At 47.7% G+C, this 15,440-nt stretch carries 11 protein-coding genes; 4 read left to right on the forward strand and 7 right to left on the reverse strand.

The window, feature by feature from the left end:
- Positions 1 to 48 precede the first annotated feature (48 nt).
- A complete protein-coding gene (locus tag PaeBR_RS20815; RefSeq protein ID WP_410512388.1) occupies positions 49 to 882 on the reverse strand; it encodes a prohibitin family protein in 834 nt (277 codons plus the stop codon).
- Positions 883 to 1,043: 161 nt separating this feature from the next.
- A complete protein-coding gene (locus PaeBR_RS20820; protein WP_410512389.1) occupies positions 1,044 to 2,120 on the reverse strand; it encodes a bifunctional 3-deoxy-7-phosphoheptulonate synthase/chorismate mutase in 1,077 nt (358 codons plus the stop codon).
- A gap of 543 nt (positions 2,121 to 2,663) precedes the next feature.
- Between PaeBR_RS20820 and PaeBR_RS20825 the strand changes: the two genes are divergently transcribed.
- Positions 2,664 to 3,296: a LysE family transporter gene (locus PaeBR_RS20825; protein ID WP_410512390.1), complete on the forward strand. Its 633-nt coding sequence runs from the start codon at positions 2,664 to 2,666 to the stop codon at positions 3,294 to 3,296.
- Here the strand turns inward: PaeBR_RS20825 and PaeBR_RS20830 are convergent.
- From PaeBR_RS20830 to PaeBR_RS20840, 3 genes are all read right to left on the reverse strand, one after another.
- Positions 3,293 to 4,744, reverse strand: coding sequence for an amino acid permease (locus PaeBR_RS20830; protein ID WP_410512391.1), 1,452 nt, complete (start codon positions 4,742 to 4,744; stop codon positions 3,293 to 3,295). The genes PaeBR_RS20825 and PaeBR_RS20830 overlap by 4 nt on opposite strands.
- Before the next feature lie 157 nt (positions 4,745 to 4,901).
- Positions 4,902 to 7,169, reverse strand: a complete 2,268-nt coding sequence (locus PaeBR_RS20835) for a PAS domain S-box protein (protein ID WP_410512392.1) — start codon at positions 7,167 to 7,169, stop codon at positions 4,902 to 4,904.
- 172 nt (positions 7,170 to 7,341) lie between these two features.
- Positions 7,342 to 8,622 carry an ArsB/NhaD family transporter gene (locus PaeBR_RS20840; protein ID WP_410512393.1) on the reverse strand — a complete coding sequence of 427 codons (1,281 nt, stop codon included), beginning with the start codon at positions 8,620 to 8,622 and terminating at the stop codon, positions 7,342 to 7,344.
- A 169-nt stretch (positions 8,623 to 8,791) separates the two neighbouring features.
- On the opposite strand from PaeBR_RS20840, the gene PaeBR_RS20845 reads away from it, so the two are divergent.
- Entirely contained in the window at positions 8,792 to 9,892 is a 1,101-nt protein-coding gene (locus tag PaeBR_RS20845; RefSeq protein WP_410512394.1) for an LLM class flavin-dependent oxidoreductase, read from the forward strand.
- Positions 9,893 to 9,992: 100 nt separating this feature from the next.
- Here the strand turns inward: PaeBR_RS20845 and PaeBR_RS20850 are convergent, their stop codons facing one another.
- Complete coding sequence (locus PaeBR_RS20850; RefSeq protein ID WP_410512395.1) at positions 9,993 to 11,642, reverse strand: response regulator; 1,650 nt, start codon at positions 11,640 to 11,642, stop codon at positions 9,993 to 9,995.
- Positions 11,639 to 13,477 (reverse strand): histidine kinase, encoded by a 1,839-nt coding sequence (locus PaeBR_RS20855; RefSeq protein ID WP_410512396.1) that lies wholly within the window; start codon positions 13,475 to 13,477, stop codon positions 11,639 to 11,641. Before PaeBR_RS20855 ends, PaeBR_RS20850 begins: the two co-directional genes overlap by 4 nt.
- A 142-nt stretch (positions 13,478 to 13,619) precedes the next feature.
- Here PaeBR_RS20855 and PaeBR_RS20860 point away from each other — a divergent pair, with 142 nt between their 5' ends.
- Together PaeBR_RS20860 and PaeBR_RS20865 are read left to right on the forward strand one after the other, a co-directional pair.
- Positions 13,620 to 14,510 carry a carbohydrate ABC transporter permease gene (locus tag PaeBR_RS20860; protein ID WP_410512397.1) on the forward strand — a complete coding sequence of 297 codons (891 nt, stop codon included), beginning with the start codon at positions 13,620 to 13,622 and terminating at the stop codon, positions 14,508 to 14,510.
- Positions 14,510 to 15,349 carry a carbohydrate ABC transporter permease gene (locus PaeBR_RS20865; protein WP_410512398.1) on the forward strand — a complete coding sequence of 280 codons (840 nt, stop codon included), beginning with the start codon at positions 14,510 to 14,512 and terminating at the stop codon, positions 15,347 to 15,349. The genes PaeBR_RS20860 and PaeBR_RS20865 overlap by 1 nt, the downstream gene beginning before the upstream one ends.
- Positions 15,350 to 15,440: the final 91 nt, after the last annotated feature.

A 15,440-nucleotide genomic window follows, 5' to 3' on the forward strand; every position in this document is an offset into this window, starting at 1 on the left:
TGCTCAAGGGGAGCAGGGCCTTTTCGGCTGTTTATCAGAAACCTTTCATCACTTGGTTAGTGAGTCGATATCAATAAAGGGTGTTGCTCCTCCAGTTACGCTCGGCAGCTTGCCGTCCCATTTCTCCAGCGCTTTCTCTTGTACCTCGATTTGTTTCAGCTGGACCAGCTCTGGTGTAACCTCCAGCTTCTTCAGCCGCAAGGACTCTGCCTCCGCTTGGGCCTGCGCTATTTTCTGCTTGGCTTCGATCTCAATCCGTCTTAGGTCATTCTCGGCTTTCAGCGCCTGCTGCTGGGCGACCTGCTTCGCTTCAATCGACTGGTTGAAGGCGTCGGAGAATTTGAAGTTCACGATGTTAATATCGTTTACGATAAGATCATATTTCGCCAGCCGCGTGGTTAAATGCTCGCTGATCTCACTTGCGACCACATCCCGCCGTTTAATCAAGTCTTCTGCCGGATATCTCGCAGTCACTTCCTTGACGATTTCCTGTATGGCAGGATTAATAATAACAGTGTCGAAACTGCCTCCGACATTATTCATGATATTATATACCGAATCCTTGTTCACGGAATAGTTGACCGCCACATGCGTGGACACGGGCTGAAGATCCTTGGAAGAGGCCGATGTATCCGTCTCTGCTTTTGTTACTTGCGTGTTGACTTGAATTACCGTTTGGATGAACGGAATTTTAAAATGTATACCGGGTGATAACATATTGTCGTTTAGCTTGCCGAAGGTTTTATACAACCCTACATGCCCGTATTCTACAGATGCGAACGCATTCCCTCCAATCAGCAGCACAATCAACACCGCCGCCACCACACTTACAATTCTTCCCTGACGAAACTGCTTTAGCTTTGGATTAACCTCCAGATTCATCTGAACCCCTCCTGTGTTACGGTGAAGCCGAAAGCTCTATGCGAGAGCATCCGGTTCACTACCATATAATAACAGTGTATACGATATGGCGTTCAAAAGGATGCACTAAAAAAGTTCCTTCCCTATCCTTCCTCATTCAGCCAAAATTCAATATATTTAAATTAACGATATAAACCCGAAGCCTTTACATCATTAAAGAAGGTATTGAATTCCTCAATGTTCAACTGCTGTGCCGCATCGGACAGCGCAGTCGCCGGATCAGGATGAACCTCGACCATGATTCCGTCAGCTCCGGCAGCCAGTGCCGCCTTGGCACACGGGACCAGAATATCTTTACGGCCTGTGGAGTGGGTGACATCAACCAAGACCGGAAGATGGCTCTCCTGCTTCAGAATAGGTACCGCAGAAATGTCCAGGGTATTGCGGGTCCACTTCTCATACGTACGGATACCGCGTTCAATCAGCATAACCTGAGTATTGCCGCGCGACATGATATATTCCGCAGCGTGCAGGAATTCCTCCAGTGTAGCCGCCAGTCCGCGCTTCAGCAGCACAGGCTTATTCACTTCCCCTACAGCCTTCAAGAGCTCGAAGTTGTGCATATTGCGTGCACCGATCTGAATAATATCCACATAATCCAAAGCCGGCTCAATATGTCCCGGATCTACGATTTCACTGATGGTCAGCAGACCGTATTCGTTCGCCGCTTCCCGCAGTATTCTCAGGCCATCCATTCCGAGACCCTGGAAATCATAGGGCGAAGTCCGGGGCTTAAAGGCTCCTCCGCGCATTACCTTTACTCCAGCCTTCTGCAGCGCTGCGGCTACCGTTCGGGTCTGCAATTCACTTTCCACCGAACAAGGACCCGCAACCATCAGTGAAGACAACCCGCCTACTGTAACCTCTCCCGGCAGGACAATGACTGTATCCTCGATCTGACTTTTCCGGCTCACAAGCAGAGCCTTCTTATGCTCGTCACTTTGCAACTCCAGAGAAGCCTGAAATATTTGCTTGAAGAGGCTGCGGATCGTTGCGCTGGTGAAAGGTCCTTTATTGAGCGATACAAGCCGTTCCAGCATTTTCTTCTCCCGCTCAGGATCGAACTTAGGTACGCCCTGCTTCTCCTTTACCACTCCGATTTCCTGAACGATCTTTGCCCGTTCGGACATCAGCTCCAGCAGCTGTTCGTTAATTCCATCCAATCGACTTCTAAGCCCATCCAATTCTACATTGCTCATTACCTTCCACTCCCTCTTCCTCATTAGTGATTTAGTGAACGCAAAAAGGCCCCCCGCCGCAAGGGACGAGGAGCCGTGGTACCACCCTTATTTAGAATTAACCCCGAATACCGGCATATTAAGAAATTCCATCTGAATTTCTTCTACCGAAAGATTAACTCTGTCTTTCACCCGGTAACGCGGGGCGCGAGCCTTCCTACACATGCCTGCACTTCAGCTTGGCACTTCAGGGACTGACTCGGAAGTGAACTTCGGCGCTAATCGTCTCTTGAGGGTGCTCTCAGTCTCCGGCACACCTTCCCTGTTAAGATCCGTTCTAACGCTTACTCTCTTCGTCATCGTCATTTGTTTATATCAGCTCCCACTGGAGCTGGTTTCTGCTATCTTAATGGAATTATTAACGTCCTGCAAGACTTTGATTTACCGCTTCACAGCTTTAGTGTATTTGCCATTTGAAATCTTCAAAATCTTGTCGTACAAGCAGACATGCCCGAATAGGCTAATTACATGACAACCTTAATAGACCTAGGAGGAGGAGAGAGGTTGAACACCATATTCAGTTATATCTTCCTTGGTCTATCGCTCTCGGCGCCGATTGGACCGATTAACGCTGCACAGCTGGACAAGGGTATCCGCGGAGGCTTTTGGCCTGCCTGGTTTGTCGGACTTGGAGCTATAAGCGCAGATATCATCTATATGCTGCTTGTCTATTTTGGTGTGATTCATTTGCTTGAAGCACCCTATGTCAAAGCTTTTTTGTGGCTGTTCGGCTTTTTTGTACTCGTGTATACAGGTGTGGAGAGCATGAAAGATGCAGGAAAGCTCACCTCAGCCGATACACGGTCAAGCGATGTTTCATTAGCCAAGTCGCTGTTCTCCGGATTCCTGATGTCATTATCCAATCCGTTATCCATCCTGTTCTGGCTAGGCATTTACGGATCCATACTGGCTAAAGCAGCCAGTGAGTATCCCATGAAGCAGCTTTTGCTGTACAGCGGAGCTATTGTGCTCGGTATTCTGATCTGGGATATTACGATGGCGTCTGCTTCCAGTATCTTCCGCAGATTTTTGACAGCCGGAGTCTTGAAAGCTATCTCGATGCTATCGGGTCTCTCATTGGTCGGTTTCGGCTTATATTTTGGTGTGCAGGCCTGCCGGCTGTTGTTTTTCCACTAGAGCTTGCTTTTTCTCATACGGATGCCTTTGATTCGGATTCCCGGACCTCCCGTTGAACGGTTGCGTTCCGGCGATGAGTCCACCCGATGGAAATCCTTATGATTTCCCTTGTGGGCTGAGGTTCCGTGCTTTTTACGGATGTAATGTACAAGCAGGTCACATGCCGAGATTAATGCCACAAGCAGCAGACTGATAAAAAATCCTGGACGGCTGAGCTTATGAAAAAAAGTTCCGGTGACCGCTGCTCCGATCAGAACCAGCCCGGTCCAACGTTTCACTCCACTTAACTTTTCGGGCTTCAGAAGCTTTCCTGAAGAGAGCAAGATAAAGGTCCAGTTGTACAGCAGCATTAATCCGGCGGCAGTGGTGATATATTCATATACTTTTCCCGGCATCAGCAGCGCCATCACTATTGCCGCTATCAACCCGCCAGAAATCAGACCGAGTGCGGACACCGGGTATTTATCCTTCCACTTCCGGGAGAACAATTCCGGCGCATCCCCTTCCTTGGCAAGGGTGAGCAGCATAGAAGTTACAGCATACAGCGATGCAGTCATGGTAGAAAATCCGGCAATAATCAGCACTCCATTAAATACGTGAGGCACAAAAGCCAGATGATCACTGCTGAGCGCAAGTACAAAGGGACTTTCCTTAGGGTTAAAAGCATGCAGCGGTACCATAGTTACCGCCAAGCCGATAGACAATGCGTAAACCACCGCCAGAAGGACAAGCATCACTTTCCCGGCTTTGGGAGCTTCTTCAGGCTTTTGGAGCCTGTAAGACATAATTCCGAGCACCTCAATGCCCCCGTAAGCATAGTAAGCAAAAATAAAAGACGACCACAATCCCAGACCTCCTGTTGGAAACAGGGCATTATAGGATAGCGGAAGCTTGGGTGTATACTTGCCTCCTCCAATCCAGCCGGCCAGGAGAGCAGCCGCTATAATCAGAAACATGAGGATAGCAGCAACCTTAATAATAGCCAGCACATTTTCAACCCGGTCAAATCCCTTATTTCCGAAAAAGACGATCAGAAGACCGAGTATCCCGAAGCCTGTAGCAAATATCCACATAGGCACAGCCGGAAACCAGAAGCGTGAAAAAATAGAGAGCGCCGTCAGTTGGCTTCCCATTATTAGCAGCTCCGAGAACCAGTATAACCACCCGCTGCCGAAGCCTGCCCAGCTTCCAAACGCTTTTTTGGCATAGGAACGAAATGAGCCCTCCTCCGGATGATCGGCTGTCATGCGCGACAATGCATCAAACACCATATAGGTTCCTGCAGCCGCCAAAATATAGGAGATCAGTACCGCAGGACCCCCGATTTCAATCGCCAGGCTGGAGCCGAGAAAATACCCGGTGCCAATCGTACCCGCCACTCCCAGCAAAGAGAGCTGCCACCATTTCAGTTTTTGATCGCCTTTTGTATCACCGGATTTTTTACCCATAAACGTTCCTTCCCCTTAATTGTTTATTGACGCGTCCTTTTAGACTACACCAATATCTTGTTTTTAATTCTTATGGAACCAAAGGCTGAATCTGCATAACAAAAGAGGGATTCCTAAGCCAGTAACACGCGGCTTTTGGAATCCCTCTTGTTTAGTCCTAGAAATACTTTCCAATCACTCTGGCAATCATATCATTTTTAACCGGTTTGCTGATATAGTCGTCCATGCCCGCCTCCAGGCAGTGTTCACGATCCCCTTTCAGGGCATTTGCCGTAACGGCAACTATGACCGGAAGCTTCTCCGGGGGAAGACTTTCTTTAATTACCTTTGTGGCTTCAAGACCATTCATACGGGGCATTTGCACATCCATAAAAATAAGATCGTACGTATCGTAAGCCAGTGCCTGTACAACTTCTGTACCGTCAGAGACGATATTCACAGTATGGCCGCGCTTCTCCAGAATCTTCCGCAGCACGATTTGATTGATCTCATTATCCTCCGCAACGAGAATCCTCAGCTGGCGTTCAGCCTTCTCCGGTCCGGAAGGGGAATAGACTTTCTCATTGGAACTCCCAACGCCGGGTCCCTCTTCACCGAGAACTACTGTGAACACAAATGTAGCCCCTGAACCCTCTCCCTCTTCCAATTCAATTTGGCCGTCCATCAGTTCCACCAGCTTCTTGGTAATCGCCAAACCCAGCCCCGTCCCCTCATGCTGACGGTTCATGAAATGATCCAATTGATAAAACGGCTCAAACAAACGTTCCCGCCGGTCTGCGGGAATACCTAAGCCGGTATCGGCAATGGAAAACTGAAGGGTTACCCTGTCCTGCTGAGCTGCCGCTACCCCCGCTTTTAATGTTACTCCGCCTTTATAGGTAAATTTGATGGCATTGCCGACCAGATTGAGCAAAATCTGCTTCATCCGTTCTCCGTCTCCAATCAAAAACTCCGGCACTTCCGGACTGACCGTCACATCGATATAAAGTCCCTTCATTTCGGCTTTATGGGACAGTACGTCCACCGCAGAGGCAATGCAGTTTCTAACATCAAAGCGCTCCTTGTTCAATTCCGTCCGCCCCGCCTCAATTTTGCTGAAATCCAGAATATCGTTAATGATCGCAAGCAGCGTATCCCCGCTTTTGCGAATAATATCCAGGTACTCCCACTGGGGCGAATCTGGATCGGTCATATCCAGCAGCAGATCGGTCATCCCGATGACACCATTCATAGGTGTACGGATTTCATGGCTCATCATGGCAAGAAATTCACTTTTGGCGCGGTTTGTATTCTCTGCGGTTTCCTTCTCGATGAGCAGCTTTTTCTGCTCTGTAATGTCCTTGACGATAATATAATAGCCTTCTTTGATCTTATTGATAAAGATAGGAGCAATGGTAGTAAGCACTTCTACGGTATGACCGTCTTTGTGCCAAACCGTATTGATATTGCGCTCAGTACAGGTAATCTCGGAGGAGTAAGTAAGAATATCCTTCAGATGGTCATTCCCGACAAGTCTCGCCACACTCATTCCGGTCAATTCCCTAATACTGTAACCTGTCAGTAGACAGGCCTTCTCATTGCCATTAATAATTTTACCTTGAAGATCAAGGGAAATAACTGCATCGTGATTGTACTTCTTCAAGGATGTGTACCGTTCGACCGATTCCTGTAGCCTCTTCTCAACAGCCTTACGCTCTGTAATATCACGTCCCACCGCAAGGATATTCTGACCTATTGCATCCTCCACGAGACGAAGCGTGAACTCAATCCAGATATAGGTTCCGTCCACCTTTCGAACACGCAGCCGAATACTGTCATTAATGGATGACTCCGGCAAATCATACACTCCAATATCCTCAGGATGAATCAAGTTTCGGTTATCCAGTCCGATCAAGTCCTCGGGCATATAGCCCAGGATTTCATGAACAGAAGGAGAGCAGTAACGGCATTTACTGTCCGGCCCCACAAAAAACACAATATCTCTAATATTAGCAGTTATCATTCTAAACAACTCATCACTTGGCCCTTGCTCTGATTCCAACCGCTTCGGCTCGAGCACATCCATCAAATTAACAATGTAATAAAGCGGAGATTCCAAAATAGGATTACTTATAAGAGTCAGGCGTAGCAGCAATGGAACTGGAGTACCATCCTGATGATTCAGCCGGATCTCATGATCCAAAAAATAGAGTTCGCTTTCATTCAACGTCCTGATCATTCCACTGTATATTTCCATGTCTTCCTTGTATACAAGTTTGCTGAAGCTGTGTCCCAGCAGCTGTTCTTCCGAATAGCCGAGCAAAGCAGTAACGGCAGGATTAATCCTTGTCCATTTCTCGTCAGTGGAAAGAAACGCTGCTCCAATGACCGCAGTGCTGTCCGCGTCTTTGAAGCTGGAATGATCCTCCATATGATGTCTTAGCATTATTTATTTTCCACCCGCCCGTCTGTGGAGTTATTAGTAGAGGTTCACTTATTTAAAATATTCAATACTAATATCTTGCATATTCGGGCTAAAGTCAAATGGAAAATATGAAAAAACATTGAAGTTCTGGAGTCTCTTATTTTCCTCAATATTGCTCGGTGATCCAGCTGATCTACATGAGATATCTTAAATATAGATACACACTAGATATGACAATGGACAGAATCATTAAGGGAAACCCATATTTCAAGTACTTCATGAACGTAATCGGATACCCTTCTTTACCGGCCAGTCCGGCGACAACCAGATTGGCACTCGCACCGATAAGGGTACCGTTCCCGCCCAGACAGGCTCCCAAGGCCAAGCTCCACCATAGAGGCTCTAGATTCGATACTCCCATGGTGCCCATCTCTTGAATCAAGGGAATCATCGTAGCTACAAAAGGAATATTATCAAGAAACGCCGATGCAATGGCACTCAACCACAAAATCAGCATGGAGCTTAACAATACGTCGCCTCCGGTAAGTTCAATGGCTTTGGCAGCCAGCTCCGCTATTACGCCGGTCTCCACAAGTCCTGATACCAGAACGAACAAGCCTACGAAGAAAAATATCGTTATCCATTCCACACTATGAAATGCTTTTTCCAGCATGGGCTCCCCTGTCAGAAGAAGCAGCAAAAATGCCCCTGCCAAGGCCACCGTAGCAGATTCCATATGTACCGACTGATGGAGGAAAAAACCTAATATAGTAACTCCCAGAACGATCAGGCACTTCCGCAGCAGCTTATGATCGGTGATCATCGAATGCTCATCCAACTCCATGATGCTCTGCTGCAGCTCAGGGGTGGATTTCATTCCCTTGCCGAACATAATAAGAAGCAGCGGAATATAGGCAAGAACGATAATGATGATTACCGGTGCCAGATTATTGATAAAGGCCATAAAAGTCAGCTCTTTCACCGCGCTCCCGATCATAATGTTGGGCGGGTCACCGATTAGTGTGGCGGTCCCCCCTACGTTAGAGGCAATAATCTGCGAAATTAAAAACGGGAGCGGATTAATTCGCAGCTGCTTTGTAATACTGAAGGTAACCGGAACCATAAGCAGTACTGTGGTGACATTATCCAAAAACGCAGATGCGACCGCTGTGATAATGAATAAGAACACCAGAATCCTTTTCGGCTGGCCTTTCGCGATTTTGGCTGCTTTCAAAGCTACATATTTGAATAACCCGGTCTCTGCAGTAATTCCTACAATCATCATCATGCCTGTAAGCAGGCCCAGTGTATTGAAATCAATATGATGAATGGCTGTTTCCTGGTTTACGATTCCAAAAGCTATCATGATTACTGCACCCGACATAGCCAGGATGGTACGATGTATTTTTTCCGAAATAATAAGTCCATAAATAAGCAAAAATATACCAATGGCCCAAATCGCTTGCTGTTCCATAAATCCTCCTCATGTTGTAGACAATGCTTCTTTCCTAAAAGCAAAGCTAATTTTACCCCTCAGGGGTCCCTGTGAAAATATGAACTTATCTTATATGTTCTCTCCATCTGAATCAATGTAAATGATATAATATTCTCCTTACAATATAAATAACAAGGAGTATTCACGAATGAGCCACGAATCCAATGAACGACCTGACAGAGGCTTTGAATTTGGTATTTATACACTTGGTGACATTGTTCCTGATCCATTCACAGGGGTAACCCTCTCCCCCAAGCAGCGCCTTGATGAGATCGTAGCGGCAGCCAAGCTTGCTGATGAAGCCGGACTGGATGTCTTTGGGGTTGGTGAGCATCACCGGCTTGATTTTGTAGTTTCATCGGTTCCGGTTGTACTGGCTGCTATTTCGCAGGTAACTTCCCGGATCAAGCTGACCAGCGCCACCACAGTTCTCAGCACTATTGATCCGGTAAGAGTATTCGAAGATTTCGCCACTTTGGATCTGCTCTCAGGAGGCCGTGCGGAGATCATTGCCGGACGCGGCGCTTTTACGGAGTCTTTTCCATTGTTTGGATATGACCTTGATGACCATCATCGACTGTTTGCTGAGAATCTAAACCTGCTGCAGCAATTAAACCGGGATGAAATTATGAATTGGAAAGGCCATTATCGTTCTCCGCTCATCGATGCAGAAATTGCCCCCCGTCCCCTGCAGCCCGGCTTGCCGCTCTGGGTAGGTGTCGGAGGTACTCCGGAAACTGCAGAAAGAGCCGGCTCTCTCGGAATCGGTATGGCTATAGCCATACTTGGCGGAAAGCCGGAACGGTTCCAGCCTTTGGCTGACAGCTACTGGCGTTCAGGTGCTGCAGTCGGTCAGCCTCAGGGCGAAATGAAGATTGCCATCACCAGCCACGGATACATTGCCAGGACATCCGCCCAGGCTCTCGATGATTTATATCCATACTATCTTAACTATTTCAACTCTATCATGTCTCAATCCGGAAACCCATATAAACTTTCGCGCAGCGATTTTGAGCTTTTCACCGCTCCTGACAATGCACTGGCTGTCGGCAGCCCTGAACAGATTATTGAGAAAATATTATATCAGCATGAGTTGTTCGGCCATACCCGGTTTATGGCCCAAATGGACATCGGCGGTCTTCCATACTCCAAAGTAGCAGCTGCAATTGAACTGCTGGCCACGGAAGTTGCTCCGGTTGTGCGCAAGGAAATTGCGCGGAGAAACAGCAGCTCCTCCTCCCGTTCATAACCGCTTTGCCCCGGGGATTACAAAAGGGTGTCCAATAAGCCGTATATAACGGCTTGGGACACCCTTGTTTGTTTTTGCTAATTCTGACTGAATCAGCCGCTCACTCCGACTCCATCTTAGGATCCGGCACTTCGTTAGTAAGGCTTGATGTATTGCGGTATTCCCTGGGTGTCTGGCCCGTGGATTTCTTGAAGACGCGGCTGAAATATTTCTCATCCTCATATCCGACCAGCTCCGAAATCCGGGATAGACGCATATTCGTATTTTGCAGCAGAATCTTGGCCTTTTCTATCCTCAGATTGGTTAAGTAATCGGACAGATTCTCTCCAGTCACTTGTTTGAACTTCCGGGATACATTCTCCCTGCTGATATAAAACCGTTCGGCGATATGCTGAAGTGTGATTTCCTGTTGATAATTCTGATCCAGATAGCTCCGTATTTCCAGCATAAGTCTGCTGTCCGCGCTCTGGGTAAGTCCGCATTCACTGATCAGCTTTAGCAGTTGTGCCTTCAGTTGAACCCTCCAGCCTTCCACTGAGAAAAGCCCCTCCACATCATAGCAAGGTTCAAAGTGAAGGTTGTCCTCGGCAAACCCGTTATCTCCCCGATGCTCTTTTCTCCAGCGTGCAAATAGTAGCCGGATTTCCTCCTGCCAGCGCTGAACATTGCTTTCTGTAAGAAGGGTCAGGCTGCCCAGCTGCTCCGCCCAGTCGTCGACGGCCCGGTACATCTTATCCAGGTCTCCGGATAACACGGATAACCGGAACTTCTCCAGGCAGACCGGAAGTTCATTGTCTATGGCAGCTTTTTTTCCTTCAGGCTGCTCACGGCAGAGATGAATCCTTCCGTGCCGCTGGAGAAGATTCCGTTCGCTGAGCCCTTGCCGGGCTTGACGAAAAGCACTGGCAAGCTGCGCCGGAAAGGCTTTGGGATGACTTAAACCGATGTCCAGCTGTACACCATATGCCCGCTGTATCGATTCGTTCATAAGAAGAACCCATTTCTCCGCCTCTTCAACCTTATCCCAGAACAGGACAACGATCTCGGTGTCCGCATGCCAATAACGAAAGGCAAATCCTATTCTCTCTGAAGAAATGATTTCGTTGCAGATATTCGCCAGCACAAAGGAGGTTAACTGCAGATCCCCGTGAAATTTCTCAATCAGGCGGCAGTTGGCGGATTGAAGGGAAATCACGGCTACCCGGCAGCTTTCAGTATCCTTACGCAAACCCAGTTCTTCGGAGAGCGACGGCGCAAGCTCCTGATAGGAACGAACTCCGGATACAAGGTCCGATAGCGACTTATCCCAATAAAGCGGACGCAGCGCATTGAGCTGTATATTCTGGCGGAAGGCCAGCTCCCGCTCGTGCTCTTCCTCTTTCCACATGCGGAAGGCACGTTCTGCGGCGGCGATTAACTGCTTGCTATTTAAAGGCTTGAGCAAATAATCCGTTCCTCCGTAGACAATTGCCGGTTTCACATAACTGAAATCCTGATAACCGCTAATCACAATGGTCTTCGTATTCGGAGAATGCTTATGCAGCCATTCCAGCAGTTCTGCTCCGTCCACAAGGGGCATCCTCATATCTGTAAAAATAACTGCCGGACGCTGCTCCAAAATTAGATTTATCGCTTCCTGGCCGTTGGTAGCCTCATAAATCTCAGAGACTCCGTGCTCCTGCCAAGGGATGAAGTATCGGATGGCCTCCCGGACATGCTTTTCATCATCAACTATCAGGACCTTCATCATTCACCGCCCCCCTTCAAACCCCTGTTATCATTAAGGGGAATGAACAATGTAACCGTTACCCCGGTCTCGGCATTGCTTTGGATAATTAACTGCGCCTCTTCGCTGATCTGCAGCCGGAGCCTTGCAAGAACATTCCGCAGTCCGATCTCTTCATGATCCGTTCCTTCAATATTCATTAAGCCTTCTTCAATCTCTGCCAGATGCCCCGGAGAAATCCCTTTTCCGTTATCCTTCACTCTAATAATCAACCGTTCCTTAGGTTCCAGGCTGCAGGTTATGGAGATGACACCCTGCTTGATTCCATCTGCAAAGCCATGCTTGAAAATATTCTCCACAATCGGCTGCAGAATCATTTTGGGAACCGTAATCGACCGGGCTGCTTCCTCCATCTTGATATTCAGCATCAGTTCATCTTCCCCGAACCTTTCCCTTTGCAGGATCATGTAATTCTCCACATGCTCAATCTCTTCCTGAAGCGTCACCTGCGTCCGTTCCGTCGTCATGGAATACCGCATCATGCTCCCCAAAGAATATATCAGGTCGTATACCTTAGGCGCATTATACCTTAGGGATAGACTGGCGATGGACTGCAGGGCATTATATAGAAAATGGGGATTCACCTGGGCTTGAAGCGCCTTTAACTGGTTCGTCTTATTGGCGATTTCCAGGCGGTACTCCTTAAGAATCAGGTTGTTTATGGTCCGGGTCATCCCGGTAATTTTCCGGGTCAGCAGCCCGAATTCATCTTCTCTCTCCGCATCCACATAAGCGTCCAACTGCCCTATCTGCACCTTCTGCGTGTAAGAAATCAACTTTTTGATTGGCCTTGTAAAGCCGATAGAGATCAGAACCGCCGCAACCCCCCCGATAATCAGGAACAGCACCCCGATTACACCATTGATACTCGTAATCGTTCGTGCATCGCTATAAAGATCCTCATAGGGAACCAGCTTGACAATATTTCCTTTAAACAGCGGGGAATCAATATGTCTGTACAATACTATCCCTTTAAAATCATGGTCGTTCCATGTAAAATGGCCGCTGCCGGGTTTATTGGCGACTTGACTCCAGCCTGAAGTGAACGTCTTTCCAATCCAATCCGGGTCGGAGGCAAACAAGGCCTCTCCCTGTTCGTTTAATATATAGAGTCGTTCTGTTTCAGAATTATACATTGATTTAGCAATACTTTCCAGCTCCGTTAACCGGAAATCCATAGACAGATCGGCCAGAACATCGTCGCTCGGCGTTCGATAGATCGGAAAATGCGCACTGAACACCGGAACCGTTCCCGATTTCAGCTTTAAAAAGCCCGACTTCACGTCATATTGATGGTTCATATGCGTAACCTCCACGAAGGGGCGGTTAGAGCCGTCAGGATTGGCATGCGGAATATACCTGTCGTTGAACTCCCTCCGGAACAGTCCCCCAAGCAGTGTGTTGGATTGCTTGCCGGCTCTTACAAATAAGTGGATCTGAAAGATGTTCTGGTCGGAGAGAAACAGGTTATACAGATGGGTAGAAATAATGCCGCGATTATCCGGTGCAGCAGAACCGCCGGAAGCATCGGCCCCCTTGGCCACAAGAAGGGCGGTATAGAAAGAACCGGGGACATTGATGCCGCTGTAAAGTGACAAGGCCCGTTGATTGATTCCGTTAAAATAGTTGCTGAGATTGCTCTCTCCCAGTGTCAGAAGCTTCGTATTCTGCTTCACGGACTGCTCCGTTACAGACTGTTTGGTATAGATATAAGAGAACGTCACCGAAATGCCTGCCGGAATAACGGTTGCAAGAAGGACTAGCGCCATGAGCCGGGTTCTGATACTTTGCCTGAACATTCTATCCCTCCAATAACTTCAGTTGTATGATCGGATTGCAATATAATCCACTTTTATAGTCATCAAATTGAGTGTTGGCGGCAGGCAGGCCTTTCTATAATGAAGGTAAGCTCATGACAAATTATAAAAAAGGAGAACCCTTATGAAAAAAGCTCTGCGCATCCAAAAAGGATGGGGCCAGCAAATGGTGTTCGTCGGACCATGCCTCCTCTTCTTTGTCACCATCGTCATTATACCTTTCATTCTCGGATTCTACTATTCCTCTACGGATTGGAATGGACTTGATCTCGACAAAGCCGTTTGGACAGGGTCGGATAACTGGAGACGTATTTTCCTGAGTGATGATAAGTTCTGGGAATCCTTGAACTTTACTCTCCGATTTACCGCCATTTCCGTAATAATTGCCAATGTACTGGCGCTCCTGCTCGCTTTTGTTCTGATGACGGCGCTCAAGACGAAAAAGCTGTTACGCACTATTTTTTTCATGCCCAATGTCATTGGCGGAATCCTTCTTGGCTATATCTGGCAGTTTATCTTCACGAAAGGCTTCGGCACGATCGGTGACTTGACAGGAATTTCATTCTTCAACCTTCCCTGGCTCGGTACGCCAAACACCGGATTTTGGGGACTTGTAATTGTATTTGTATGGCAAACTGCAGGCTATATGATGGTCATTTACATTGCAGCGCTCGCAGGAATCCCCAAGGATTTGATCGAGGCTGCCCATATTGACGGCGCGCGCCCTCACCAGCTTTTTAGAAGCGTATATGTGCCTTTAATTATGCCGGCCATTACCATCTGCCTGTTCCTTACAACCTCGAACGCCTTCAAAATGTTCGATCTCAACCTGTCGCTGACCAAGGGCGGTCCGGGAACCTCCACCCAGTCTCTTGCTTTTAACATTTATTCGGAAGCCCTGATCAACAACCGTTACGGCCTCGGAACTGCCAAAGCGCTTCTCTTCTTCGTCGCCGTTTCAATCATTACCATTACCCAGGTCTGGATTACCAAGAGAAAAGAGGTGTCCGCTTAATGGAACGCAGCAATAAATACACATCCAAACTACTTATCCTTGAAATTGCCGCTATTCTGCTGGCGCTTATGTTCCTGTCACCTTTCTATCTGATGCTGACCAACTCCGTAAAGAGCCTGAAGGAAATCCTTGTTGATGCCGCTTCGTTCCCGGTGGTTTTTAAATGGGAGAATTATATTGATGTATGGAAGATTATCGATCTCCCGCATGCCTTCTGGAACTCCCTGCAAATTACGGTACTTAGTGTTATCTTTATCGTCCTGTTCAGTTCAATGGCAGCTTACCAGATTGTAAGAAGGCCTTCGCGTTTCAATTCGTTCGTGTTCCTGCTGTTGATCTCGGCGATGATCATTCCCTTTCAATCCCTGATGCTGCAGTTAGTCCGGGTAACCAGTATTCTGGAGCTTCGCGGGGAATTGTACGGAATCGTTGCCTGCTATCTCGGTTTCGGCATGCCGCTCTCTGTATTTCTCTTTCACGGGTTCATCAAAACAGTGCCTTATGAGCTGGAAGAAGCCGCGCGTGTCGACGGCTCCAATCCTTACGGTGTGTTCTTCCGGATTGTATTTCCGCTGCTCATGCCTATTGTTGTAACTGTTATTATCCTGAATACACTGTGGATCTGGAATGACTACCTGCTGCCGGTGCTTGTTATTGGAGGCAATAAGGACCTGACCACGCTGCCCGTGGCGGTCACCAAATTCTTTGGGCAGTACACCAAGAAATGGGATCTGGCTTTGCCCGGTCTGGTTATGGCGATTACCCCGATTCTGCTATTCTTTTTATCGCTGCAGAAGTATATTGTTGAAGGAGTAACCGCAGGTTCAGTTAAGGGCTAGCTGCAACAATATCCACTTTTTCTAGCAAAATATTACGTTTCAGTTAGGGCTCGATTGCATTACGATGAAGTTGTAGGAACACAAACCCAGG

Source organism: Paenibacillus sp. BR2-3, from assembly GCF_046529485.1.
GTDB lineage: Bacteria > Bacillota > Bacilli > Paenibacillales > Paenibacillaceae > Paenibacillus_AQ.

Coding starts and splice junctions, on each gene's coding strand:
- PaeBR_RS20835 (WP_410512392.1), bottom strand. CDS start 7,169: ATGCTAAGACATCATATGGAGGATCATTCCAGCTTCAAAGACGCGGAC.
- PaeBR_RS20865 (WP_410512398.1), top strand. CDS start 14,510: ATGGAACGCAGCAATAAATACACATCCAAACTACTTATCCTTGAAATT.
- PaeBR_RS20845 (WP_410512394.1), top strand. CDS start 8,792: ATGAGCCACGAATCCAATGAACGACCTGACAGAGGCTTTGAATTTGGT.
- PaeBR_RS20850 (WP_410512395.1), bottom strand. CDS start 11,642: ATGATGAAGGTCCTGATAGTTGATGATGAAAAGCATGTCCGGGAGGCC.
- PaeBR_RS20855 (WP_410512396.1), bottom strand. CDS start 13,477: ATGTTCAGGCAAAGTATCAGAACCCGGCTCATGGCGCTAGTCCTTCTT.
- PaeBR_RS20830 (WP_410512391.1), bottom strand. CDS start 4,744: ATGGGTAAAAAATCCGGTGATACAAAAGGCGATCAAAAACTGAAATGG.
- PaeBR_RS20860 (WP_410512397.1), top strand. CDS start 13,620: ATGAAAAAAGCTCTGCGCATCCAAAAAGGATGGGGCCAGCAAATGGTG.
- PaeBR_RS20815 (WP_410512388.1), bottom strand. CDS start 882: ATGAATCTGGAGGTTAATCCAAAGCTAAAGCAGTTTCGTCAGGGAAGA.
- PaeBR_RS20820 (WP_410512389.1), bottom strand. CDS start 2,120: ATGAGCAATGTAGAATTGGATGGGCTTAGAAGTCGATTGGATGGAATT.
- PaeBR_RS20840 (WP_410512393.1), bottom strand. CDS start 8,622: ATGGAACAGCAAGCGATTTGGGCCATTGGTATATTTTTGCTTATTTAT.